This window comes from Halomonas sp. DP5N14-9, from assembly GCF_019802175.1.
GTDB classification, from domain to species: domain Bacteria; phylum Pseudomonadota; class Gammaproteobacteria; order Pseudomonadales; family Halomonadaceae; genus Halomonas; species Halomonas litopenaei.
The window spans coordinates 573,144-596,952 of record NZ_JAHVHR010000035.1 but is presented as its reverse complement, the minus strand read 5'-3'; the positions used below and the strand labels follow the sequence as shown (position 1 = coordinate 596,952).

Annotated in this window: 16 protein-coding genes; 10 read left to right on the top strand and 6 right to left on the bottom strand. The window is 65.9% G+C overall.

The features are described from left to right. The first annotated feature begins 103 nt into the window (after nucleotides 1-103). The 5 genes from KUW00_RS22260 to KUW00_RS22240 all read left to right on the top strand — a co-directional run bounded on the left by KUW00_RS22260 (nucleotide 104) and on the right by KUW00_RS22240 (nucleotide 5,817). The gene (locus tag KUW00_RS22260) at nucleotides 104-1,723 is read left to right on the top strand and encodes an MFS transporter (RefSeq protein WP_222570160.1); all 1,620 of its coding nucleotides are present in this window, start codon (nucleotides 104-106) and stop codon (nucleotides 1,721-1,723) included. Nucleotides 1,724-1,794: 71 nt separating this feature from the next. Then, nucleotides 1,795-2,877, top strand: a complete 1,083-nt coding sequence (locus KUW00_RS22255) for an iron-siderophore ABC transporter substrate-binding protein (protein WP_315901230.1) — start codon at nucleotides 1,795-1,797, stop codon at nucleotides 2,875-2,877. Beyond that, nucleotides 2,877-3,881: a FecCD family ABC transporter permease gene (locus KUW00_RS22250; protein ID WP_222570159.1), complete on the top strand. Its 1,005-nt coding sequence runs from the start codon at nucleotides 2,877-2,879 to the stop codon at nucleotides 3,879-3,881. The genes KUW00_RS22255 and KUW00_RS22250 overlap by 1 nt, the downstream gene beginning before the upstream one ends. After that, the gene (locus KUW00_RS22245; protein WP_222570158.1) at nucleotides 3,878-4,936 is read left to right on the top strand and encodes a FecCD family ABC transporter permease; all 1,059 of its coding nucleotides are present in this window, start codon (nucleotides 3,878-3,880) and stop codon (nucleotides 4,934-4,936) included. The genes KUW00_RS22250 and KUW00_RS22245 overlap by 4 nt, the downstream gene beginning before the upstream one ends. 257 nt (nucleotides 4,937-5,193) lie before the next feature. Next, entirely contained in the window at nucleotides 5,194-5,817 is a 624-nt protein-coding gene (locus tag KUW00_RS22240; RefSeq protein WP_222570157.1) for an RraA family protein, read from the top strand. 78 nt (nucleotides 5,818-5,895) lie between these two features. Here the strand turns inward: KUW00_RS22240 and KUW00_RS22235 are convergent, their stop codons facing one another. From KUW00_RS22235 to KUW00_RS22210, 6 genes are all read right to left on the bottom strand, one after another. Continuing rightward, nucleotides 5,896-8,046 carry an IucA/IucC family protein gene (locus KUW00_RS22235; protein WP_222570156.1) on the bottom strand — a complete coding sequence of 717 codons (2,151 nt, stop codon included), beginning with the start codon at nucleotides 8,044-8,046 and terminating at the stop codon, nucleotides 5,896-5,898. Between the two features lie 65 nt (nucleotides 8,047-8,111). Beyond that, a complete protein-coding gene (locus KUW00_RS22230; RefSeq protein WP_222570155.1) occupies nucleotides 8,112-8,876 on the bottom strand; it encodes an HpcH/HpaI aldolase family protein in 765 nt (254 codons plus the stop codon). Further along, the gene (locus tag KUW00_RS22225; RefSeq protein WP_222570154.1) at nucleotides 8,870-10,966 is read right to left on the bottom strand and encodes an IucA/IucC family protein; all 2,097 of its coding nucleotides are present in this window, start codon (nucleotides 10,964-10,966) and stop codon (nucleotides 8,870-8,872) included. The genes KUW00_RS22230 and KUW00_RS22225 overlap by 7 nt, the downstream gene beginning before the upstream one ends. Nucleotides 10,967-10,974: 8 nt before the next feature. Then, a complete protein-coding gene (locus KUW00_RS22220; protein ID WP_222570153.1) occupies nucleotides 10,975-12,330 on the bottom strand; it encodes a type III PLP-dependent enzyme in 1,356 nt (451 codons plus the stop codon). Continuing rightward, nucleotides 12,323-14,149 carry an IucA/IucC family protein gene (locus KUW00_RS22215; RefSeq protein ID WP_222570152.1) on the bottom strand — a complete coding sequence of 609 codons (1,827 nt, stop codon included), beginning with the start codon at nucleotides 14,147-14,149 and terminating at the stop codon, nucleotides 12,323-12,325. The genes KUW00_RS22220 and KUW00_RS22215 overlap by 8 nt, the downstream gene beginning before the upstream one ends. A 326-nt stretch (nucleotides 14,150-14,475) precedes the next feature. Continuing rightward, nucleotides 14,476-16,611 carry a TonB-dependent receptor gene (locus KUW00_RS22210; protein WP_222570151.1) on the bottom strand — a complete coding sequence of 712 codons (2,136 nt, stop codon included), beginning with the start codon at nucleotides 16,609-16,611 and terminating at the stop codon, nucleotides 14,476-14,478. A 512-nt stretch (nucleotides 16,612-17,123) separates the two neighbouring features. Here KUW00_RS22210 and KUW00_RS22205 point away from each other — a divergent pair. The 5 genes from KUW00_RS22205 (at nucleotide 17,124) to KUW00_RS22185 (ending at nucleotide 23,705) form a co-directional block, all read left to right on the top strand. Next, a complete protein-coding gene (locus KUW00_RS22205) occupies nucleotides 17,124-18,038 on the top strand; it encodes an ABC transporter ATP-binding protein (RefSeq protein WP_315901228.1) in 915 nt (304 codons plus the stop codon). Then, nucleotides 18,035-19,060, top strand: a complete 1,026-nt coding sequence (locus KUW00_RS22200) for a sucrase ferredoxin (RefSeq protein WP_222570149.1) — start codon at nucleotides 18,035-18,037, stop codon at nucleotides 19,058-19,060. The genes KUW00_RS22205 and KUW00_RS22200 overlap by 4 nt, the downstream gene beginning before the upstream one ends. Before the next feature lie 74 nt (nucleotides 19,061-19,134). Continuing rightward, entirely contained in the window at nucleotides 19,135-20,007 is an 873-nt protein-coding gene (fhuF, locus tag KUW00_RS22195; RefSeq protein ID WP_222570148.1) for a siderophore-iron reductase FhuF, read from the top strand. 2 nt (nucleotides 20,008-20,009) lie between these two features. Next, a complete protein-coding gene (locus tag KUW00_RS22190; RefSeq protein WP_222570147.1) occupies nucleotides 20,010-21,032 on the top strand; it encodes a helix-turn-helix transcriptional regulator in 1,023 nt (340 codons plus the stop codon). A gap of 498 nt (nucleotides 21,033-21,530) precedes the next feature. Next, nucleotides 21,531-23,705 (top strand): TonB-dependent siderophore receptor, encoded by a 2,175-nt coding sequence (locus KUW00_RS22185; protein ID WP_222570146.1) that lies wholly within the window; start codon nucleotides 21,531-21,533, stop codon nucleotides 23,703-23,705. Nucleotides 23,706-23,809: the final 104 nt, after the last annotated feature.

Genomic DNA, 23,809 nt, shown 5'->3' with positions numbered 1-23,809 from the left:
TATTCCTCTCTTCTCTCATTTGATAATGAATTGCATTTGCTTTTGCATCGTGGCATGCTCTTGGCCCTCCGCATTTCCGCTTTCCAGGACTGTGAGACGGTTCATGTTCCAGGCCCGGCCCACCAACACACTCGCCAAGGTCCCTGCGTCGCGGGGTGCTGAGCTGTCTTGTGATGATTCATCGAAGGCCCGCGCCGGGGGCGCCTGGGTGCTGGTCAGCGTGTTGTTGGGCACCTTTACCGTCAGCCTCAACAACAGTGCGCTGAACCTGGCGGTGGCGGAGCTGATGGCGACCTTCGATGCCAGCGCCAGCCAAGTGAACTGGGTCATCACCCTGTTCATGATCAGCATGGCCATGACCATGCCGCTGACCGGCTATCTGGCCGATCGCTTCGGCCGACGGGTGATCTATCTGCTGGGGCTGGTCGGTTTTATCGCCGGTTCTGGCCTCGGCGCCATGGCCGACAGTCTAGACAGCATCATCATCGCTCGGGGCGTCCAGGGCATGGCGGCGGGACTGATGATGCCGCTGTCGCTGGCGCTAATCTTCGCCGCCTACCCGCCCGAGCAGCGGGGCCGCGTCAGCGGCATCTGGGGGTTTGCGGTGATGATCGCGCCGGCCATCGGCCCAAGCGTTGGCGGCCTGCTGCTGGAGGTCAGCCACTGGCGGGCGCTGTTCGTCATGAACATCCCCTTTGCGCTGCTGGGGCTGGTGGTGGGCTGGCGCTGCCTCCATCGGGAGGCGCCCAACCGTGCCAGGCGCTTCGACCTGCCGGGCTTTTTGCTGATCACCCTCGGCATGGGCGCGGTGCTGTTTTCGCTGAGCCGAATCGACAGTCTGGCCGAACTGCTCACGCCCTCGGCGCTCGTCCCCCTGGGGCTCGGGCTTGCCGCCCTGGCAGGGTTCGTGGTGGTGGAACGGGGTATGGAGTTCAAGGCGGGGCGAATGCAGGAACGGAAAGCCGACCCCACAGCAGCCCCGGGAGCCCCAGCGCCTCTACTGTCGCTGTCCCTGTTTGGACACCGCGCCTTTCGCCTGAGCGTCGTCCTGGCCTGCCTGCAGTCCATCATCCTGTTCGGCTGCGTGCTGCTGGTGCCGCTGTGGATGCACCAGGTGCTCGGGGCGAGTCCGCTGACCACGGGGCTTGTGTTTCTGGCCACGGCCTTGATGGCGTCGCTGTCTTCGCCCATCGCCGGGCGGATGATCGACCGCCACCCGCCCCAGTGGTGTCTTCTCGCCGGCCTGATGCTGACCGCTGTCAGTCTTGCGGGGCTCGCGCTGATGTCGTCGGCGACGCCAGCCTGGGTAGTGGGGCTGTGGATGGGGACGCGTGGCATTGGCCTGGCTTGCGGCTATCTGCCCTCCACCACCGTGGGCATGCGCGCCCTGCCCGACCGGGACATGGCCCAGGCTTCGGCCATGAACAATATGGCAAGGCGATTGATCGCCTCGCTGGGTCTGGTGGCGCTTTCTCTTTACTACGACACCCGCGTAAGTGGCGTCACCGCCGCTGGCGTGAGTGCCGCCGAGGCCAGCGCCCAGGCCCTGCAGGAGACATTTATCGCCCTGGCCGCCATTGCCCTGCTGTGCCTGCCGCTGGCCTGGGCGCTGGGGCGAGAAATCGGCCGCTCGTCGGGGCGCCAGACACGCCAGTCTCCGGGGCGCCAAGAAAACCAGGCCTCCGCCCAGCCCGCAAGCTCACGTGACGGAACCTCCTCATGACCCCCACGCCATCTCTGCGACCGCCGCCGCACTCACGCTTGAGGCCGCCTACTTCCCGGCAAGCCCCCTCAGTGCTGCGCAGTCTGTTGCTGGTGCTCGGGCTGTTTGCCGGCGTGCTGGCCTTTGCGGCACTCGCCCTGCTCGCCGGGATGCTGTTATTTACAGGCACTGCCGAGGCCGACATCAGGACTGATACAAGGACTTATGCAAGGTCTGACTCGGCGGCCGGTGCGCCGGTAGTCTCCTCGGCTTCGGCGCCGCGTCTGGTCACGCTGTATCAGGGGGCCACGGACAGCGCGGTCGCGCTGGGGGTAACGCCCATCGGGGTGGTCGATGCCTGGATGGAGAAGCCCACCTATCGCTACCTGCGCGAGACGCTCGATGGCGTCGAGCACGTGGGTCTGGAGACCCAGCCCAACCTGGAAAAAGTGGCCTGGCTCGATCCCGGGGTGATCGTCGCCACCCGCTTTCGACACGAACGGGTGCGCCCGCTGCTCGAGCAGATCGCGCCAACGGTGTTCTCGTCCACGGTGTCTGACTTCAAGGCCTCGCTCACGCTGGTGGCGGCGGCGACCGGGCGCGAGGCCAGGGCCGAACAACTGCTGGCCTGCTGGGACGACCGGGTAGCGGATCTGCGCGCGAAGATTTCCACGGCGCTGGGCAACGCCTGGCCACAGAAAGCCGCGGTGGTGCGCTTCAAGAGCGACCACGTGCGTCTGTATTCCTCCGGCTTCGCCGGCAGCATCCTGGAGGAGCTGGGCTTCCGCCAGCCTGACGCCGCCGCAGACCAAGGCTGGGGCATGAAGTTGACCAGCGAGGAGAACATCCCCGCGCTGGACGCCGACGTCATCTTCGTGCTGCTGGAAGACGACCCGGCGATCCATGACACCTACCGCCACTGGACCGCCCACCCGCTATGGCAGCGGCTTACCGCGACACAAGCCGGCCGGGTGTACGAAGTAGACACAGTCAACTGGATCATGGGCGGCGGGATCCTCGCCGCCAACGCCATGCTCGATGACCTCTATCGCCACTACGGCCTGGTGCCGCAGGCGCTCTCCCCTTCCTGCGCGCTGGGGGGGGCGCCTTCAGCGGTGGAAGAGCCTTCAGCCATTGAAGAGCCGTCGGCCAGGACAGACGAGGGTGCGGCCTGATGCTGGAACGCACCTCCACCCGGGCCGCCGGACTGATCCTCGGCACCCTGCTGCTGCTGGCGGCGTTCGGCGCCAGCGTGGTCCTCGGCACCACCGAGATCGCGCCGCTGACCGCCCTTGAGGCCATCACCGACTACGACGGCGGCAGGGTCAGCCATATCATCATCCTCAGCGAACGCCTGCCCCGAGCGGTGATCGCCACCCTGACCGGTGCCAGCCTGGCGGTGGCCGGTGCGCTGATGCAGACCATGACGCGCAACCCGCTGGCCTCGCCAAGCATCCTCGGCATCAACGCCGGCGCCATGTTCTTTGTGGTGGTGGCGGTATCGCTGCTGCCACTGCACACCCCCGGTCAGTATGTGTGGGCGGCCTTGCTCGGCGCGCTGGTGGCCGCACTCGCCGTGGTGGCGCTCAGCCGTGGCCGGCGCGGCGAGCTGTCACCGCTTCGGGTCGTGCTCGCCGGGGTGGCGGTGACGGCGATGTTCGTGTCCTTCAGTCAGGGCCTGTTGATCATCGACCAGCAGAGCTTCGAGAGCGTGCTGTACTGGCTGGCCGGCTCGGTCTCCGGGCGCGAGCTTGAACTGGTGGTGCCACTGCTGCCGCTGTTTGCCCTGGCCTTTGCGATCACCGCTGCCCTCGCCCGTCAGGCCAACGCCCTGCTGCTGGGCGATGACATGGTCACCGGCCTTGGCATGCGCGCCGGCACCCTGAAGCTTGCCTTGGGCCTGTGCGTAATCCTGCTGGCCGGCAGCTCGGTGGCGCTGGCCGGGATGATCGGCTTCGTCGGCTTGATCGTGCCGCACATGGCCCGCGGCCTGGTCGGCATCGACCATCGCTGGCTGCTGCCAGCCTGTGCGCTGCTCGGGGCCACGCTGCTGCTGGTAGCCGATATCGCCTCGCGCTTTCTGATGGCGCCCCAGGAGATCCCGGTCGGCGTCATGACCGCGCTGATCGGCACGCCCTTCTTCATCTATCTGGCCCGCAAGAAGCAGGTATCCGCATGAGCAGCTTGTCTGGCGCCAACGCCGAATCCGCCACACAGGGCCATACACAAGGCCATACACCAGATCGGGCCAACCGGCGCTATCGCCGCCTGGTGGCGCTGCTGGCGCTTGCGCTGGTGGCAAGCGCAGGCCTGTCGCTGTCGCAGGGCAGCTTCCCCACTCCACCCATCGAGGTGCTGAAAGCCCTGGCCGCGCCCCAGGCCAGCGACATCGACTTTATCGTCTGGGAGTTGAGGCTGCCGCGCATTCTGCTGGCGGTGCTGGTGGGGGCGGCGCTGGCGGTGGCCGGCGCGGTGCTGCAGGGCATCGTCAGAAACCCGCTGGCCTCCCCGGATGTGATCGGTATCACCAGTGGCGCGGCGCTGACGGCGGTGGTGTTTCTGGCCGGCTTTGCCAGTCAGCTGAGCATCCACCTGCTGCCACTCGCCGCGCTGGGCGGCGCCCTGGTGGCCACCGTGCTGGTGGTGGCGCTGGCCTGGCGCAAGGGGCTCAATCCCAGCCGGGTGGTGCTGGTGGGTATCGGGCTGTCCGCCGCCATGGGGGCGGCGACGACCCTGCTGATCGTGATCAGCGATGACGCCTCGGCGCTGCACGCCTATGTCTGGCTCACCGGCAGCCTCTATGCGGCCCAGTGGCGCCATGTACTGTCGCTGCTGCCCTGGCTGCTGGTGGCGATTCCGCTATGCCTGAGCCTGGCTCGGCATATGGACGCCCTGGCACTGGGCGACGCCGTGGCCGTCGGGCTCGGTGTCGACGTGCTGAGAAGCCGGCTGATCCTGTTGGCCCTCAGCGTGGCGCTGGCCGGCGCGGCGGTGGCGTTTGCCGGAGGACTCAGCTTCGTCGGCCTGGTGGCGCCCCATCTGGCGGCCCGCCTGGTCGGGCGCAGTCTCGCACGGCTGGTGCCGGTAGCGGCGCTGTGTGGCGCGCTGATCGTGCTCTACGCCGACTTGATCGGCCGAGTGGCCTTTCTGCCCAAGGACCTGCCCGCCGGGGTCTTCGTCTCCGCGGTGGGTGCGCCCTTCTTCGTCTATCTGCTCTATCGCACCCGGCAGTAAGAGCGTCGGCTGCTCGTCGTGATCCGGTCAGCACTCACGCCGCTATCAGCACCGCCAGCAACTTTTCAGCAACCACTCCGCAATCCCTTGGCGCTGTCCGAAAAGTCGACGAGCGAAGGTTAGACAAGGCAAAAATCGGTGAGACAGCGCAGTTTACGGGGTGTAAATGAGCATGTTGATCCGATTTTTAACGCCGTATTACCGAGCGCAGGCACTTTTCAGACAAGCCCTAAGCAACACATCCGACAGGAGGTCCGATGTTCCACATTGCCCCGCGCAGGGACAGCTTCAGCCAGGCGCAGATCGATCGCTTCGCCGGGCTTGCCACCTCGACCCTGGGCCACTTCAGCGACTTTGGCGCCATCGCCTCGCTGGAGCCGCTGCACCGCCCGGTACGTCTGGTCGGCACCGCGCTGACGGTCAGAATTCCCCATGTCGACGGCGCCATCATCCGCGAGGCGCTGACGCTCGCACGCCCCGGTGACGTGCTGGTGATCGACGTGTCCGGTGATCATCGTCGCGCCTGCTGGGGCGAATTTCGCGCCTACGCGGCGCTGACCAAGGGACTGGCCGGTGTCGTCACCAATGGCGCTGTCACCGACCGGGAGACGCTGTCTCGGCTGAGACTGCCGATGTTTGCTGCGGGTACCAGTCCGCTGACCACCCGCTCGCTGTCGCTGGAGGGTGAGATCAACACTCCGGTATCCATCGACGGGGTCTCCATCGCGCCCGGCGATCTGGTGCTCGGTGACGACGACGGTCTGTTCGTGGTGCCCCCGCACCGGGCCGACGAGCTGGCCGAAAAAACCCTGGCCAAGCAGCAGGACGAAACTCGTCGGCGCGAGGCGATGCTCGCTGAGCATCCCGAATGGCTTCGCTGAATATCCCGTCTCTTGCGCACGAAAAAACGGCGGCATCGGTGTTCACCGATGCCGCCGCTCATTTTCCTGACGATGAGATCAGGCTTGCTGCAGTGTCCCTAGGCGGTCGGCTTCGCCAGCGCTACTGACACCCTGTTCAACACCGCCATTTGCCTCGGCGATCTGATGCGTCAGCGCCCCCTGGCATGCCCTCAGCGGATTGACGGTCTCGCTGACGCCAAAAGGCATGCTGCCGGGGCCGCCCGCACGCTCGATGATCGGGGCGATCAGGCGCTTGTAGGGCCAGCGCTCGCGCTCGAACAGCGCGGACTTCAAGACATTGCGCTCGGCGGCTTCGAAGGGCACGGCGTCGAGCTGGGCCTCGAGCTGAACCGTCAGATCCCGCCATAGAGCGCGCTGGCAAAGGCCATAGTGTCCCGCCAGAGTGTCGATGATCGCACGCAGGTTGACCTGGATCGCCAGGGTCTGCAGCCAGAACAACAGCGCCTCCTGACTGTCGTGGTAGAGGGTGTTGGCGTGACCCGGCTTGATCCGGTAGCAGGGATCCTGCATGCCGTGGCGCTCGAGCTGGCCGACGTTGATACGCAGCGAGTCATGGTCACGCAGCAACAGGCCCTCGACCCTACCCTGGCGCACCACCAGCACGGCGTTCTGGCCGTGCACCTCCGCCAGCATACCGAGCCTCAGCATGCGCAGGTTGATCTCGAAAAAGCGCGCACACAGCTCACCAAATAGCGTTCGTGCGTTCGCGGCTCCGGCTTCCATGCCACGTAGCGCCATCCAGTCATCGAAGACGTGATGGGCGCTGGTGCGAGCTGGACCGGACGCCCCGACCATCGGAAGTGGCGTGCCCAGGGTCGCCATGGGTACCAGCTGGGTGCCGGCCTGCTCGAGCAGCGCCTGAGGATAGCTGCGCACCATGGCGCTCAGATGGCGCGGGGCCTCATCGAACAGACTGGCGTCCTCGGGCAGGTAGGCCCACCACTTGCCCTCTTCGCACAGGTGCAAGGCGCTTTCCAGCAGTGGATCGCGCTGCCGGGCTTCTTCCAGCAGCCGTGCGCTCAGATCGCCATTGATCATCTTCACCGCCGGCAGGTAGCGCGAGGCCCCCAGCGAGTGGATGGCCATGGGCAGCTTGAGGCTATGCGCGGCGCCGTCTGATGAGGGCGCAGCCGGCAGCAGCGAGCGCAGCGACGAGGTCGGCCACCAGCGCCCGGCCCGTGTCTCCAGGGTGATGCAGTGACCGGCGGCAAAGTCCTCGGCGAGCCACTTCGGCAGGGCATGATCGTGCTGCCAGGGGTGCACCGGCAGTGCCAGGTGGCTGTCGGCGATGCCCTTGGCGCGCATCTCATCGGAGAGTGCCTGACGCTCCTCGGCCGCGAGCAGCCAGTCTGCGGGTTGTTCCAAAGGGGCGCTCTCTCTATCGGCGCCCGACACCGCGCCGGCTGTCGCTCTATCGGCGCCCGAAGCCGCGCCGGCTGCGAGCGCCCCCACCCCTGCGCCATGGGTCAGCCGGTGACGCGCGACCGCCACCCAGTAAAGCTCGACGGGGTTGGCAAACTCGGCCATATAGGCACGGTACTCGGCAGCGCTTAAACCCTGTTTAGCCTTGGCGGTGGGATGGTAGGGCCGGTCGAGCAGCGACGCCCACTGCTCCAGAATGGTGAAGTGCTCAAGGGTGCCCAGAGAGGCAAGATGGCGGGTGTCCACGCCGTGCGCCATGGAGGCCGTGGCTTGCCACAGGCTGTCCTCCAGGGCGTCGAGAAAGACGCGCTGGCCAGGCGTCAGGGCCTGTTCATCGCCGCCGAACACCCGCCGCATCAATGCCACGGGATCCAGGGGCGACGGAGTCCCCCCATCGTGAGCCAACACCGGCGTGCCGGGCACCTTCTGCCAGTCCTGGGCAATACCGGGCTCCAGCAGGAACAGCAGGGTCTCGCCCAGCTCCGGTTGGACGCTCCACAGTCGCGCCCGAGGGGGCACGGCCACGACGCCAAACAGCTCGGCAAGGGGCGCCGGCTCGCCATCGTCCCTCGCCAGGCCCGATTGGCTCGTCCGATGCCGGTCTTCGCAACCTTGTTCAGACAGCTCGGTTGGCCACCCGTCGAGCAGTCCTTCGACCAGCAGGCCATCGACCAGGAAGCCAAGAAGCTGCTCCTCGGCCAGGCGTACCGCCTCGCCGGAAGACGGCGGTTCAATAAAAGAGGGGAAAAACGCGCGGGGCGCCATGGTCGGGGTCTCCTTGACGGATGAATCGGTAGTCGCGGTTCCAGGGCAAGCATTGCCAGGGTGGCTCATCGGCGCGCCTCCTCGAGGGTTCTGGCGAGGGCGCGAAAGGCGATGCCCCGCTCGTCGCCGAGCAGGAAGGTACGCACACCGCGCTCGCGCCACTCGGCCTTGGCGTCCGCATGGCGCAGGAAGGCGGCGTAGGGAAGGCCGTGGTCCGCCGCCCGCTGCTGCACCCGGCAAAGCGCCTTTAGTACCTCGGGGTGGGCGGTCTGCCAGCTCACGCCCAGGGACTGGGACAGATCGGCGGCACCTTCCAGCACCAGGTCGAAACCATCGACGGCGCACAGCTCGTCGATGCGCTCGACGCCGGCCCGGCTCTCGATCATGGCAACGACCAGGATCTCGTCGTTGGCCTTTTGAACGTATTCGGCCAGGGAGTGCTTGCCGAAGGCGCCGGGGCGCCCGGCGTTGAGGCTGCGCGTGCCCTGGGGCGCGTACTTGCAGGCACGCACCGCGGCGGCCAGTCGCTCGGGGTCTTCGACGCTCGGCAACACGATGCCCTGGGCACCGCCGTCGAGCAGGCGCAGCAGGGTCTTGGGGTTGTCGTCGGCAACCCGCACCAACGGCGTCAGTCCGTAGCTCTCGGCGGTGCGGATCATGTGCTCGACGGTTTCCGGGTTGATCAGCACGTGCTCGGTGTCGATCACCACGAAGTCGAAGCCGGCCTCGGCGATCAGCTCGATCGACGCCGCCGTGGGCAACGAGGCCAGCACTCCGTAGACCTCGCGCTGCTCGCTTAGCGCACGTTTCAGGCGATTGGTTCTCAGCATGGGGTGCGCTCCTGTGTCGCTGCTGGCGCCCCCGTGGTCACAGACGCAGGGCGCGACGCCGGCGCATGCAAGGCCAGGGGATTGGGCACCCGCTTGATCTGAGGCTCGTCGTCGCCGAACAGCCGCCGGCGGGTCAGTGCTTCCACTTCCCACTCGGGGACGAAGACATCGAACAGGCGATAGCGCTCGGCGTGCTCTGGATGGGCGTCCTGGTAGGCGGTGATGACGTCGGCGACCATGGCCCAGAAGGAGCCCTCGGCGAGCCCGAAGTGACGCTCGAGGAAGATCGCCATCTCGGCCAGGGCAATAAAGAAGAAGGCGTCGCAGGAGTAGTCGCGCACCGCCGCCAGGTCATCGGTGACGATAAAGGAATTTCGGTTGCGCGCGGCGTGGGCCGCCGGTAACGGCTCCAGGCTGGGGGCCAGCTCGGGACGGGCCAGCGCCGAGGGACAGAAGCGCACCCCGTCGTGGAAGTCCTTGAGCGCGACTCGCACTGGCCAGCCGTCTCGGTGGATCACCACGATATTCTGGCCGTGGGACTCAAGCCCCACCCCTTCGGCGAACAGCAGGTGGATGATCGGCAGTGTCGCCACCCTCACCAGCTGGCGGGTCCAGGCGTCGCGCCCGTGACGGGCGATCCAGTCGGCAATAAAGGGCTCTGCGGGCGCCCCGTCCGGGTCGCGCAGACACTGGCTCAAGCCGTTGAAGGGAACCGCCTGCTCGCCAGGGGCGAGAAAGCCGTCGATGTGCTCACGCCACAGCGCGCCGGCCTGGCCGTACACCTCGTCATGGCGCAGGCCGCCAAAGGCGCGTTCGTCCAGGGCAACACCGGCCACCTCGCCGAGGATCACAACGTTGGCCGCCCCGGCGCCGGCGTCGCTCTCCAGAAGCTGCTTGAGCCAGGCGGTGATGATAGGCCCGTTGGTGATGGTATGGCGCGCCAGGATACGAGTGCTGGAGGTGTTGGTGATCCCCAGCGCCAGCTTGAGATAGGGCGTCGGGGACGCGCGCCGATCGTGATCCAGCGGCGCCAGGGTACGAATCGACTGCTGCGGCCGATAGCGGGTCTCGCCCTCGCCGAGCAGGAGGATCTCGCCACTGGCAAGCTCCGGGTAGAGCGCGCCGACCAGCACGTTTTCCCACTGCCAGGGGTGCACCGGCAGCAGCACCGCCTGCTCGCGCGCAAGGCCTCGCTCGCCTAGCCACTCGGCCAGACGCTGCCTGGCCGGCGATCCCTCTTCACCCAGCTCGGCATCGGCCATGGCCGCAAACGTCGCCAGGGCGCCGAGACCAGGAACAGCCCCCTGATGCGCCAGCCGCGCCGGCAGCGCCAGCCACAGCACCCGCAGCGGCTGGCCGAACTCGGGACCGAAGCGACGGTTGTCGCCAAGCGTGAAACCAAGCCGAGACTTGTAGCAGGGATGGTAGCTGTGGGCGTCGGTGAAGTACTGCTCCAGGGCGTCGGCGTCGAGCGTGTGAGGCGCGCTCTGGCCGTCGACGGGCGCTGCTGTCGAAGACTGCAGGTCCTTGATCAGGGTCTGCTTGAGCTCGTTGATGAACCCCGGCTGCAGCCGCCCTTGAAGGTCTCCCTCGGCCCTGGCGCTCAGTGTGGACGCCAGGTCGTCCAGAAACTCCGAGAGCGACGGCGACTGGGTCCGGCCATCGTGTCCGGCCAGAGCCGGCGCCTTTGTCGACGCCCGAGCCGACGCCTGTGTCGACGCAACAGCCAGACTCTGATGATCGAGGCGAATCAGTGAGAAGCTGTGGCACAGCCAGCCTCGCACCCGATAGTCGCGCTCTCCAAGCGAGACGACGAAGGTGGTTTCACGCCCCTGCCCTTCACCCTCAGTCGGGGCCAGGTGCTCGCAGCGATACTCGAGCACGTCTTCGTACAGCAGCGTCTGCAGCAATTGGCCGATGACCCGCCGCTCGATGCGCGGGCGATGACGCCAGTCGTCGGAACGGGCAAAGGCTACGGCAGCGGGAACAGCACTGGGAGCAACACAGGGGGCAACTCGAGGTGCGGCGACGTCAGCGACGGCGTCAGCGGACCCCGTCGCGGGCTCGGCAACGTAGGAAGGTGATGACATGAATAACCTCAGCGTGCGGTGTCGGGTGACGCCCTGTCGGCGCCAATGAAGATCTGCGACGGCCTTGGGTGGCACAGAAAGTCGGCGTGGGAGATGTTGTAGCCGTAGGCCCCGGCCAGCGGCAGCACCAGAAGATCCCCCGGGGCGACGTCGCCAAGCAGTCGATCGCGCCCCAGCACGTCCTTGGGCGTACACAGCTGCCCCACCACCGTCCAGGGTCGCTTCTCGCCGGACGACGCTTCGCCGCGCTCCCCGCTCGGCAGGTGGATAACCGGGTGGTCGTGGCCCTGGGCCGCGGGCAGCCGGAACTGGTGGGTACCGCCACGACAGACGACGAAGCCCTGACCATGGCTGTGCTTGGTGTCCAGCACCTCGATGGCGTAGTAGCCGCAGAAGGCACTCAGGAAACGGCCGATCTCGAAGCGCACCCGCGGGGCCTGAGCCATCGCCTTGAGTCGCGCGTCCAGATGGGCGCACAACGCCTGCCAGTCGAACTGACGCTCGGGTTCGAACGGCGCCATGTAGTCGACGCCGATGCCCCCCCCGACATTGAGCTGGGTGACGCTAGCGGGCGAGGCGGCAAGCGTTCGCCACTCGGGCCAGCGTGCCAGGTAGCCGTCAAGCAACGCCTGGTGGCGCGCCACGCTCGTCTGGTGGGACATGGCGTGGATATGAAAGCCGACCAGGGTGAGATGGGCAGCGGCGTCCACCGCCGCCACCGCCTCGCCAAGACTGGCTTCGTCGATGCCGAAGGGGGTGGCGATACCGGCCATGCGCAGACGACTCGACAGCGCTTCGGGCAGGGTCGGATTGATGCGGATCAGCACCGCCTGGTGACGCCCCCTGGCCTTGGCGAGTCGCTCAAGCCGCGCGATCTCGCCAAGGCTCTCCACGTGAAAGGCCTCGATGCCCTCGTCCATGGCCAACGCCATTTCCGTGTCGAGCTTGCCCGGCCCCGACAGCACCCAGGGCAGCGTGCTCGTCGCCTGTCGCATGCGCTCGATCTCGCCACCGGAGGACAGCTCGAAGCCGTCCACGATGGGGGCCAAGGTCCCGAGGACCGGCGCCTCGCTATTGGCCTTGATGGCGTAGAAGAGCTCGACACCGTCGGGCAGCGTGGCCTTGATCGAGCGCGCCCGGGCGGCGAGTGCATCCAGGTCGTAGACGAAGGCGGCGATGGGATCTTGCGCTTCGGCCTGGTGGGAACGTATCGCCTCCCGCACCGCTGGCGGAAGCCGCTGGGCCTCGCCGTTTTCTTCGACCAGGTCTTCGGACCGGTCTTCGGTCAGATCTTCGTACCAGTGCTTGCTCTGGCCTTGAATCCGGGCCTCTTTACGCCCCGAGGCAACAACGCTGTCAGCCATGGGCCACCTCCCGGCGCTCAGCCGCGAGCTGATGCCAGGGGTTGGGCAGCCACACATAGTCGGCGTGACGATCGGCGCGGGCCATCAACCTGAGCTTGAAGTTGGTCTTGCACGGCAAGTCGCCGCCTGCGAGCAGGCCATCGAGCTCGGGCGTGGCGACTCCGAGCCGTTGCCTGACCCGCGAAAGCTCCTCCCCGGTGGCCTCCCACAGACGCTCGGCCAGGGCCGGGCGGCGCCAGCTCAACGCCAGGATCGCCTCGGCCAGGTGATTGACCAGCAGGCAGTAGGCGATGCGCTTCCAGCCCTTGTCGCGACTGTAGGTCATCGACGCGCGCACGCGCTCATCCAGCGTCTCGCCGGCGAGCCAGTCAAGGCCCTGATCCTCGGTCAGCTTGACGCCTTCGAAGTCGCGCAGCAGTACGCGACGGGGCCAGCCCTGGTCATGGATCAGCACACAGTTCTGCAGATGCGGCTCGACCACGATGCCATGACGGAAATACAGCGCCAGCACCGGCTCGACCAGGGCGCCAAGATAGGCCTTGTACCAGTCGACGATCCTGTGTTCGGGCACATCGTCGGCGGGGGCGCCGCTCACAGCAGCGGACGCAGGCGAACTCGCGCGCGCCACCAACGATGGCGCCATCGGCTCCAGTTCGGTGTCACGGGCGAATACCGTCGCCGCCAGCAGGCAGCGCTCGGCGCCGAAACGCCGACAGAAGTTCTCGCGCAGGATGACCCCGGTCTGCTCACGGAACCAGCGGCGCTGATCGTCGTCAGCGTCCTGCGGGGCCCAGTGCAGGGTGGCGGGCTCCCGAGCCAGCTCGAGGGTCTCGAGCGCCGGGTCTTCACTGTCGATCAAGCGACTCATGATGCGATCGATCACCAGGGTGCTTTCGAGCTCGTACCAGGCGTTCTTGCGCACGCAGTTGGTGATGCGCACGTTGAGCGAGCCCTTGATGAACCAGGGATGCTCGGGCGCATGCCAGGTACGCATCGAGGCGGTGGGCAGCGCCAGCGGGCCGCTTCTGCCCAGGTCGCGGATGCTGCCGTCGTTGATCCGCGCGGCAACATCCGGCGCCTGGCGAAACAGCTCGGCCTGGACCGGGTGCATGGCCAGCACCACCCGCCCGGCCTCGGGCTCCGCGCTCTGGTCGGCGGCCTGGCTGAGCACCTCACCGGGCTCCAGGCCATTGCAGGCGATCCGTAGCCCTTGCGCCGGAAACGAGAACTGGTGCAAGCGGGTACCCTGACCAAACTCGGGGGAGCAGTCCCTGCCCTGCCCCTTCAAGCCTTGCGGCCACTGCCTGGCCTTGGGGGTGGGGTGATTGGGATGGCCGAACCACAACCCCTGTTCGCTGGCGGCGTAGTCCTTGAGCGGGTCATGGGGGCGTCGCCGAGCGTCCTCGATGATGAAGGCCATCACCGCCTGGCTCTGCAGCACCTGGTCGCCGAACTCGGGGTTGGGGCTGGCCTCGCGCCAGGGGCCATCTTCCAACAGGGCCGATACCAGCTCGTCGGTATCGGCCTCCCGCCAGGGCTGATCGAGGCTGCGGCGCAGATACAGCGGCGACACAACCTGATGGCAGCCCATCGCCGAGTGGCGATCGACCAGCACGAACAAGGTTAAAGAAGACGACCAGGCGACCTGCAATGGCAGGCCCTGGAGGCTCGTTGGCAGGCCACGCCTGTTGGCGGGCCAGTGGTGGCTCAACAGGTCGTGGGGGATAGCCACTTCCTTGATGATGCCGTTGAGCAGGGCATGCTGTGAGGCATGCCGAGCGATCTCGCCAGGGGTGCGAGTACATGGGGGGAATTGCATGTGCAACCTCCGCAAGGATTCCTTCCTTGTTTTGCTTCCCCGGACGTCGAATCATCGACGCCTTTCGTCAGGGGAAACCGCGCTTTCCTGGCTAGTCACTTGGCGAAGGGTTGTTGTTATGGCGTACGTTGTTATGAAGTCGTTGATCTGGAAACTGATTCTGGAGATGGCCTGAAAACAGCCTCAGGCGTTGCCTGGTGTCATCGAAGCGGCACCACGGCCCGTCCGCGTGGACCGCCGCCGTCCTGGCGGCGGTCCGGATCAGCCGACTAGCGGCGCTTACGAAAAGTAGCGCTTTCCAGCCGTAGTGCTTACAAACGCGGCCTTTAGAAGTCGACGCTATACCCTACCGTCAGGGTACGACCACGACCGGCGAAGTAACGGTCGTCGTTGACCAGCGCGCTCTGGGAGTAGTAGGTGATGTAGTCCTCGTCGAGCAGGTTGGACACGCCCACATTCAGCTTGCCGGTAGGCAGTTGGTAGCCCACCGCTGCGTCCACCAGCAGATAGCCGTCGAACTCGCGATCGTCCTCGTCATAGGTCTCATCGAACGAGTAGTTGGCCTGGAGGAAGGTGGACACCTTGTCGGTCCAGTTGGCGGACCAGCTACCGATCAGACGATCCGGCGAGACATCCAGGCCGGACAGTTCAGCATCGAGGTCGCCATCGTCGTCGCTGTCATACAGCCCGGTCATGTGGGAGTAGGCCAGGCGACCGGAGTGGCGCTCGGTAAAGGCGTAGTCCACCGAGGCCTCGATACCGGTGATCTGGGTCTCCTGGCGGTTCATGATGAAGACGCCGTCTTCTTCGGTCAGGCGGCTGCCGAAGTCGGAGGTGGACTCGTAGTAGCTCAGCTCTGCCGACAGGCGATCCCCTTCGAAGCGCACGCCGGTCTCGACGTTCTCGGTCACGATGGGACGCAGGTTGTCGATGCTGTCGACGGACTGTCCCGGGGTATCGATGCCGCGCAGCGCACGACCAACATCAGGGATCGAGAAGCCTTCGGAGTAGTTGGCGAACAGGCTGACGCGATCGACCGGCTTCCACACCGCGCCGACGTTGTAGAGCGTCTCGTCGAAGTCGGGATTGCCGCCCTCGACGTCGACGCCATTGTTGGCCCACACCGTCTGATAGTCATCGATATCCAGCTCGGCGTACTCGTAGCGCACCCCGGCGGACAGCAGCAACGAGTCGATCGGCTGCAGTTCGGCCTGGAAGAACGGCGACAGGTCGGTGTACTCGGTGGGCGGCACGTAGGTGCGGTTGCTCTGATACAGGTACTGCTCGGTCTCGTCGAACAGCGTATCGAAGCCACCGGTCAGCTTGAGCCGGTCATCCCACAGGTCGTCCTTGGTCAGCGAGACCTTGGTGCCGAACTTCTCGGTCTTGGCCGAGCTCTGGTCGTAGTAGGTGCCTACCGGCGCCAGCGAAGGATCCTGGAAGCTGCTGGAGTCGGTGGCGCCGAACAACGCCTCGTAGTCCTGATAGTAGGCCTGGGCGCTAAGGTGCATGCCGGCCAGGTCGTAGTTCTCGTAGCTAAGCCCAGTGGTCCAGACCTCGTTGAAGGGGGCATCGCCCTCGGGGGTGCCACGCTCGGAGGTGGTCGGAATCCCGGCGTCGCGATCGCCGGTCACGCTGACGTAGTCGTTGTGACCTTCGATGTCGTAGTGATTGAGGGTGAACTGGATGCGCTGGTCATCGTCGATCCAGTAGGCGATCTTGCCGAGCAGGTCATAGCTGCGCGAGTCCATCAGGTCGCCCTGGGTGTTGTCGACACCGACCGGGTCGTCCTTGGCGTCGAGGTACAGCCCCTGGTCCTCGTAGCTCAGACCAAACAGGTAGTCGACGTTACCCTTGTTGCCGCTGAAGCCGTAGTCGGTCTTGTAGCTCAGGGTGTCCTCGTCCAGCTCGCTGGTCGGGGTGGTCATCTGCACGCCGAAGTGCTGATTGAAGGAACCCGGCTCCGGACGCTTGGTGATGATGTTGATCACCCCGCCGGCTGCGCCCACGCCGTTGGTGGCGTTGGCGCCCTGGATCACCTCGATCTGCTCCACCTGGGAGAAATCGATGGTGTGGGCCTCACGACCGGTCGGACGCAGCGGATTCGACTGGGGAATGCCGTCGATCAGAAACAGCGGTGTGCGGCCCCTCAAGGTCTCGCCGCTGCCGGTCATCTTCTGGCGGTTGGGCGAGTAGGAAGGCAGCAGGTTGCTCAGAATCTGGGAGGAGTCGGTGGTCACGTCCAGCTGCTGGGCGATCTCCTCCTCGCTGATGATGCGCACGGTCTGCGGCGAATCTTCCTTGGTGGTGTTGGTCCGCGAGGCGGTCACCACCATGGTCGGGGCCTCGTCGGCACGGGCGCCGTTCGAGGAAGAGGTATCGACGGAGGTCTGCGCCGCGACCTGCTGTGCGGCCACCAGGCCAAGCAGTGAAACGGTGGGCCAGAGAGCATGACGTTTCATGTCGTGCATCGTTCCTTTTGCTAAATCGAATGATCGCGCAAACGCTGACTCGAGGTCTGGCGAATCCCTCACGCCAGGACGTTGCTCTCGGACGTCGTCCCTGCCCCGTGCTGCCGCTACCGGCGAGCGGTGGCGATGCGATTCGCCACCTTCCCGAAGGGCCGCACCTTACCGAAGCCTCGATGCCGCATTGCGTCGTTTATTGCCATCTCATATACAAATGAGAACGATTATCCTAATTAATCGCTTTCATGATGTCCACGAAATGCGAACCATTCGTTCGGCATAAGCTAACAACACACTGTGCTAAAACGCCGCGCGCCATGCCGACAAACCGCGCCGATACGGGCTTGGCCGGATTGAAAATGAGAATTTTTTGTCATACCGTGCTGCTGCCACACACCCCAGGCGGGCCTTGCATGACCTCATCTCAGCCTTCTTTGCCGACCACACCCTCGTCCAGCGCGGCACCCCGACACCGGTCCGATGCATTGTCAGATGGATCGTCTGACGTGCCGTCCGATGGATCGACCGCGGCGTCCGCGCACGGCCACCCGTTGGCGGGACATTCTCTCAAGGTCGGCTACGAGGAACGGCTGGTACTGGACGGGGTGGATATCGCGGTTGCGCCAGGCAAGCTGACGGTGCTGCTCGGTCCCAACGGCAGCGGCAAGTCGACCCTGCTGAAGACCCTGGCACGCACCTTGAAGCCCCAGGGCGGTCAGGTGCTGCTCGACGGTCAGGATATCCACCGTCGCTCCACCCGCGAGGTCGCCCAGCATCTGGGGCTGCTGCCCCAGGGGCCGACGGCACCGGAGGGGCTGAGCGTGCGCCAGCTGGTGGCAATGGGACGCTTTCCCCACCAGCGCCTGTGGCAACGCGATGCCCGTCGCGACGCCGAGGTGGTCAAGCAGGCGATGGCCTACACCCGGGTCACCGAGTTCGCCGAACGCCACGTCGACACCCTGTCCGGTGGACAGCGCCAGCGCTGCTGGATCGCCATGGTGCTGGCCCAGCAGACCGACCTGATCCTGCTCGATGAGCCCACCACCTTTCTTGACCTCAAGGTCCAGGTGGACCTGCTGGAGTTGCTCTCGGGACTGGCCCACGACCAGGGGCGCACCCTGCTTTTGGTGCTGCACGACCTCAACTTGGCCGCCGCCTACGCCGACGAGCTGGTGATGATGCGCGACGGCCGCATCCTCACCAACGGCGCGCCGCGAGAGGTGTTCACCGCCGACAATCTGAAGCGCGTCTTCGACCTGGACGCCCACGTCATGGTCGACCCTGAAAGCGGCAAGCCGCTGTGCGTGCCCTTGCTGGGGCGCCGTGAATCGCAGGCGCAACAGCAGAGACCAACCGACGAGTCGCCGGCCCCGCACACTCAGCCAAGGCATCCTTCGACAACGTCAGGGCCGAGGCCATGAGCCACGTCTTCTGTACCGACCTGTCTCGCGAAGCGGGGGATCCGCTGCCCGGCAGCGGCGCCCACGCCGAGCGCAACCTCTTGATCAGCTGGCCCCGGGCCAGGTGGCAGCGCAACCTGCGCCACGCCAGCGACATGGCCCCCGAGCTGGCAGCACAACTCGACGCCCTGGCCGCCAGCGGTCGCCGAGTCAATCTGATCCATCGTCGTGATCAGCCTGCCGAGGTCCACGAGGTGATCCTGATGCCGGAGCGTCGGCGTCTCCAGCTCGAGCGCAGCGCGCTGTTGGCCTTTGTCGAGGCGTTGGCGGCGAGCGAGGATCTCGAGCGCTGGCCGTCCACACCACAGCACCACGACCTGGTGCTGTGCTGCACCCACGGCAAGAAGGACAAGTGCTGCGCGCGCTACGGCTATCGCAGCTACAAGGCGCTGGCCCGCGCCGTGGAGGAGCATCGCCTGCCCTTCGACGTCTGGGAGAGCAGCCACCTGGGCGGTTGCCGCTTCGCCGCGAGCATCATCCTGCTGTCACCGGTGCGCAAGTACGGGCGCATCGAGCCCGACCAGGCCCTGCCCATGCTGCAAGCCGAGGCGCAGGGACAACGCTTCCTGCCTGGCTATCGCGGAGCCTCCCACCTGACCCCGGCCCAGCAGTGCGCCGAGGTCGCCGCGCTCCAGTGGCTGGCCAGGGACTCGGCCCTGCCCTGCGCTGAACTGGCGCTGGTGGAGGACAGCGCCCTGGCACCGGAGGAGATGCCCGGCCAGCACACATACAACGACAGCGACAACGACGGCGACAACGAACCGCAATACCGGCGCCAGATCTGGCGCTGGCGCAAGTCCGGCGAGGGCGAGGGCAAGGCCAATGGCGAGAGAGCGAGCGGTGAGCTGGTCGTCCATTGCCATACCCTCACGCTTGCACGGATCGACATGTGCTCGGATATCGACCAGGGGCCCAGCCCCAGCCAGGTCTGGCGGGCCGCCAGCATTCAATCGATCGACGCCGGCTATCGGCAATATTCTTGATAACAATTCGCATTTAATTTATGGTGTGCACCGTTGGTCTTATGACCTCAAGCCTCCGGCCTGCAGGACACCCCATGACATCAGCGCTGCCTCGTCTGTATTGCGGTCCCCTGGAACACCTTGCCGTACCCACCGTCGCGGCCGAGCTACCCGACGACGCCATGCCTGCCGAGCGTCTGCTCGAACCTGGCGTGCTGGACGAATTGCTCGAGCGCTTCGCCGCCCAGTACCAGGGCGATGACCTCAAGGCGGTGGCCTCGCTCTGGTCCAAGTGGCATTTCAGCGCCATGGCCGCCCATACCCTGGCCTCCAACCTGCTGCTGGAGCGCGACCTGCCGGTAGCGCTGGATCAGATGGGTCTCTATCTCAGCGACAGCGGCCAGACGACTGGCATCGCCCTGCCCCACGAAGGCACCCCGCTGGGGTCACTCGACGCCTTCGAGCGCTTCGAACGCCTGCTGCAGGGGCATGTGGCACCGCTGGTCGACATGCTGGGCTGCGTCTCCGGGGCCTCTCCCAAGGTGTTCTGGAGCAACTTCGGCAACTACTTCGAGTACTTTGCCAAGGCTGCCGTGCACCACCCCATGGCCTCACCTGGGCTCGGCGACGAGGCGCTGCGCCTGATCGACCACCGGGTCTACCCGGATGGCCGGCGCAATCCCCTGTTCATGCCGGTGCGCTACCTGCCCGACGAACACGGCGAGACCCAGCGCACACGGCGGCTATGTTGCCTGCGCTATCGACTCGAGGACTTCGGCTGCTGCGGCAACTGCCCGCTGGACGATGCCGCCGTTGCCAGGGCGAGCAGCAAGACCAGCAACACGACCAGCAACAAGACCGGCAACAAGGTCAGACAGCCCAGGACCACAGCGATGCCCCAGAGCACAGGGGCAGTGGTGCAGACCTTCCCCTCCCGCGGCGACGCCCGCCGCCTGGTCGCAAGCTGAAGATGAGCGCTGCAAGCCACGCGCAAGCCTGCGAGTCGAGTGGCGCTCAGCCTCGCTCGCGCCCGCTGGCCGGGGCCGCCGCGGGACTTGGTGATACCCGGGTCATCCGCGCGCGGGACTTTCTTCGCTTCGGCCAGCGCCATGGCATCGACTACCGCTTCGACGGCGCCCGCTTCCCGGCGGTGGCCCACCACCTGGAAATTCTCAGAGGCCGCGTCATCGAGGAAGAGGTACGCAGCGGCTGGCATCTGACCTTTTCCGATGTCGAGGTGCTCAAGCCCTACGACTCCTGCTCCACCATGGCCTCGCCGCTGTTCGTGTGCGTGGTGATGGAAGGCGCCATCGTGGTCGACACCGGAGGACGGCGGCAGCGGCTCACCGCCGGCAGCGCACTGAGCGCCCGGCTCGCCGATCAGGTTTCCCTGCGCGTGCATCAGGATGAGGGGCAGCGGTTGCGCACCCTGAACCTGTCGCTGGACCAGGCCGCGATCGCCTCGTTGAGCCAGCGCCCGGACATCACCGAACTGCTCGACGCCCCGCGTCCTCATCTGCACATCTGGCCCCTGCCGGGCTATCTGGCGCCGATGCTCGAACAGGCGGTCATGCCGCAGCCTTCCCCCGGCCAGCGCCAGCTATTGATGGAGGCCATCGGCCTGCAACTGCTGGCCCACGGCCTGCGACATCCTGGCCCGCGCCAGCGTGGCGACCTGCCCCTGCCGGAACGCCAGCGGCTGGAGCGAATCCGCCAACGCCTGCACGACTTCCCCGCCGAACCCTACTGCCTCGAGCAGCTGGCGGCGATGGCATCCATGAGCGCCTCGGGCCTGCGCGCCAAGTTCCAGCGCCTGTTCGGCGTTTCGGTCTTCGACTACCTGCGAGAACGCAGGCTGACCCTGGCCCACGAGTTGCTGGCCCAGGGCGCCAGCGTGCAACAGGCCGCCTTCGAGAGCGGCTACAGCCACGCCTCCAACTTTTCCACCGCCTTTCGACGGCGCTTCGGGGTCTCGCCACGCGACGTTGGCTAGACGCTTCCAGGACCTTCGCCCTTCGCCCAGCCCCCCCCTGGGCACCTCTCCCCCGAGACCTCAACGGGACACAGTACACCGCAACGCCACCCAGCCGTCGGGCGGTGCTCCGTCGATGACTGGATCCACTACATCAGCTAGGGCTTGTCTGAAAAGTACCTGCGCTCGGTAATACGGCGTTAAAAATCGGCTGGTGCGCCAGCCCGGTCAAAATGCTCATTTACACCCCGTAAACTGCGCTTTCTCACCGATTTTTGCCTTGTCTAACCTTCGCTCGTCGACTTTTCGGACAGCGCCTAGCACTCGCAACGCCGATCGCACTTGTCTACTGAGGTTTCATTATCGGCGCAGGTCCTGTCACCACGCATAAGGTTCTTGGCGCCGCGCATAAACAGGCCCACTCGCAAAATGTAATAATTCGCATTACCGAAACATGACCGCTTTGTTCAGGTGCCTACCCCGCGGCGCCTTTCCCTGCTCCCAATGGTAAGCGACAACATGCGTATCACCTCGACCCTGCCCTTCGCGCTGACGTCTTTCGCCCTGAAACCTTTCGCCTTGAAGGCTGGCCCGGCGCTGCTGGCGGCCAGCGTGTCCTCCGCCGCGCTGGCCCAGACCACCCTCAGTGAAGATGCCGCCAATGCCGGCACCTCCGCCGATACCGAGCTGGGCACCATGACGGTCACCGGCCAGGCCGCCACCAAGACCGATACGCCCTTCCTCGAGACGCCCCAGGCCACCTCGACGGTCAGCGCCGAACAGATCGAGCGACGTGGTGCCCAGACCGTGCAGCGGGCGCTGGACTACACCCCCGGGGTCTATACCAACCAGCTCGGGTCGTCCAACCGCTACGACTATCTGGTACTGCGGGGCTTCTCCGACGGCAGCCTGAGCAATACCTTCCTCGATGGCCTCAAGCTGATGGGCGACACCAACAGCTTCAGCTCGCTGAAGGTCGACCCCTGGATGCTCGAAAGCATCGAGGTGGTAAAGGGGCCGGCCTCGGTGCTCTATGGTCGCGCCTCCCCCGGCGGCCTGGTGGCGCTGACCAGCAAGCGCCCTGAGTTCAGCGACACCCCCACCGGCGAGGTGCAGGTCGGCTTCGGCAACAATGACCAGCAGCGCGCCGCCTTCGACGTCACCGGCAGCGTCGACGAAGGCCAGCGTGCCGCCTTCCGCCTGACCGGCATCGCCCGTTCCTCGGATACCCAGTTCGATCAAGCCGAAGAAGAAAGCTACGCCATCGCGCCGTCGCTGACCTGGGACATCACCGACGCCACCACCCTCAACCTCAACGCCTACGTCTCGCGTGAGCCCGAGGGCGGCTATCACGCCGGTCTGCCCTACGACGGCACGGTGACCAGCCATGCCGGCGGGCATATCGACAACACCTTCTTCGAGGGCGAGGACGACTACGACAACTTCGAGCGCGACCAGACCCTGCTGGGCTATGAGCTGGAGCACCGTTTCGGCAACGGCATCACCGCTCGCCAGAAGCTCAAGTATCTGGAATCCGACGTCGAGATGGACCAGGTCTACGCCTACGGCTGGGCCAACGACACCGAGCTCAACCGCTACTACTCCGGCGCCGACGAGGATCTCGAGGCCTGGACCGTGGACAACCAGCTCGAAGCCAACTTTTCCACCGGCGGCTTCGAGCACCGGGTGCTGACCGGGTTCGATTACCAGACCCGCGAGAACGACGTGGTCTGGTCCGGGGGCACCTTCCCCAACATCGACGCCTTCAACCCGAGCTACGGTGCTGGCCCCATCGGCGATATCGTCGTGACCACCCGCGAGAAGCACGAACTCGACCAGACCGGCGTCTATCTGCAGGACCAGATCAGCTGGGATCGCTGGCACCTGACCCTGGGTGGCCGCTATGACTGGGTCGACATCGAGAACACCAACCTCGATAGCGGCGACAGCTCGGATCTCGACGAAACCCAGTTCAGCGGCCGCGCAGGCCTGCTCTACGCCTTCGACAACGGCATCTCGCCCTACGCCAGCTACTCGACCGCCTTCACCCCGACCAGCTTCGTCGATGCCTCCGGCGATCTGCTCGAGCCGATGGAAGGCGAGCAGGTGGAAACCGGGCTCAAGTACCAGCCGTTGGGTACCCAGGACCAGTACTCCATCGCCCTGTTCCATATCACCCAGGAAAACGTGGCCACCAAGGAGCAGCCCACCGATCCGTATCGTGCCGTGGGCGAGATCGAATCCCAGGGGATCGAGCTCGAGGCGCGCACTCAGCTCACCGAGGCACTGAGCCTCCAGGCCGGCTACGCCTACACCGACATCACCTACGCCGAAAGCGATGATCCCAGCGAGGAAGGCAACGACGCCATCTACTCGCCCAAGCACATCGCCTCGGTGTGGGGCTACTACGACTTCCTCAAGGGACCACTGGCCGGTCTCAACACCGGCCTCGGGGTGCGCTACCACGCCGATATCCAGGCCGACCGCGACAACACCAAGTCGGTCCCGGACTACACCCTGGTCGACGCCACCCTGGGCTACGACTTCAGCCAGGTCGGGCTGACCAACGTCAGCGGCCGCCTCAACGTCAGCAACCTGCTGGACGAGGACTACGTGGCCTCCTGCAACTCGCTCGAATTCTGCTACTTCGGCGCCGAGCGCAGCGTCAGCGCTACCCTGAGCTATCGTTTCTAGCCACTGACCCAAATGAAGGAAAAGCGCCCCGTCCATGAACGGGGCGCTTTGCGTTTCGGCCCGACCGCTATCCTCGCCTGCTGCTGCATCGGAATCCGCTGCAA

What these genes read in the sequence shown, in the direction of transcription:
- KUW00_RS22190 (WP_222570147.1), top strand. Translation starts at nt 20,010, where the DNA reads ATGAGCGCTGCAAGCCACGCGCAAGCCTGCGAGTCGAGTGGCGCTCAG.
- KUW00_RS22220 (WP_222570153.1), bottom strand. Translation starts at nt 12,330, where the DNA reads ATGGCTGACAGCGTTGTTGCCTCGGGGCGTAAAGAGGCCCGGATTCAA.
- KUW00_RS22235 (WP_222570156.1), bottom strand. Translation starts at nt 8,046, where the DNA reads ATGGCGCCCCGCGCGTTTTTCCCCTCTTTTATTGAACCGCCGTCTTCC.
- KUW00_RS22215 (WP_222570152.1), bottom strand. Translation starts at nt 14,149, where the DNA reads ATGCAATTCCCCCCATGTACTCGCACCCCTGGCGAGATCGCTCGGCAT.
- KUW00_RS22230 (WP_222570155.1), bottom strand. Translation starts at nt 8,876, where the DNA reads ATGCTGAGAACCAATCGCCTGAAACGTGCGCTAAGCGAGCAGCGCGAG.
- KUW00_RS22200 (WP_222570149.1), top strand. Translation starts at nt 18,035, where the DNA reads ATGAGCCACGTCTTCTGTACCGACCTGTCTCGCGAAGCGGGGGATCCG.
- fhuF (WP_222570148.1), top strand. Translation starts at nt 19,135, where the DNA reads ATGACATCAGCGCTGCCTCGTCTGTATTGCGGTCCCCTGGAACACCTT.
- KUW00_RS22250 (WP_222570159.1), top strand. Translation starts at nt 2,877, where the DNA reads ATGCTGGAACGCACCTCCACCCGGGCCGCCGGACTGATCCTCGGCACC.
- KUW00_RS22210 (WP_222570151.1), bottom strand. Translation starts at nt 16,611, where the DNA reads ATGAAACGTCATGCTCTCTGGCCCACCGTTTCACTGCTTGGCCTGGTG.
- KUW00_RS22245 (WP_222570158.1), top strand. Translation starts at nt 3,878, where the DNA reads ATGAGCAGCTTGTCTGGCGCCAACGCCGAATCCGCCACACAGGGCCAT.
- KUW00_RS22240 (WP_222570157.1), top strand. Translation starts at nt 5,194, where the DNA reads ATGTTCCACATTGCCCCGCGCAGGGACAGCTTCAGCCAGGCGCAGATC.
- KUW00_RS22185 (WP_222570146.1), top strand. Translation starts at nt 21,531, where the DNA reads ATGCGTATCACCTCGACCCTGCCCTTCGCGCTGACGTCTTTCGCCCTG.
- KUW00_RS22225 (WP_222570154.1), bottom strand. Translation starts at nt 10,966, where the DNA reads ATGTCATCACCTTCCTACGTTGCCGAGCCCGCGACGGGGTCCGCTGAC.
- KUW00_RS22260 (WP_222570160.1), top strand. Translation starts at nt 104, where the DNA reads ATGTTCCAGGCCCGGCCCACCAACACACTCGCCAAGGTCCCTGCGTCG.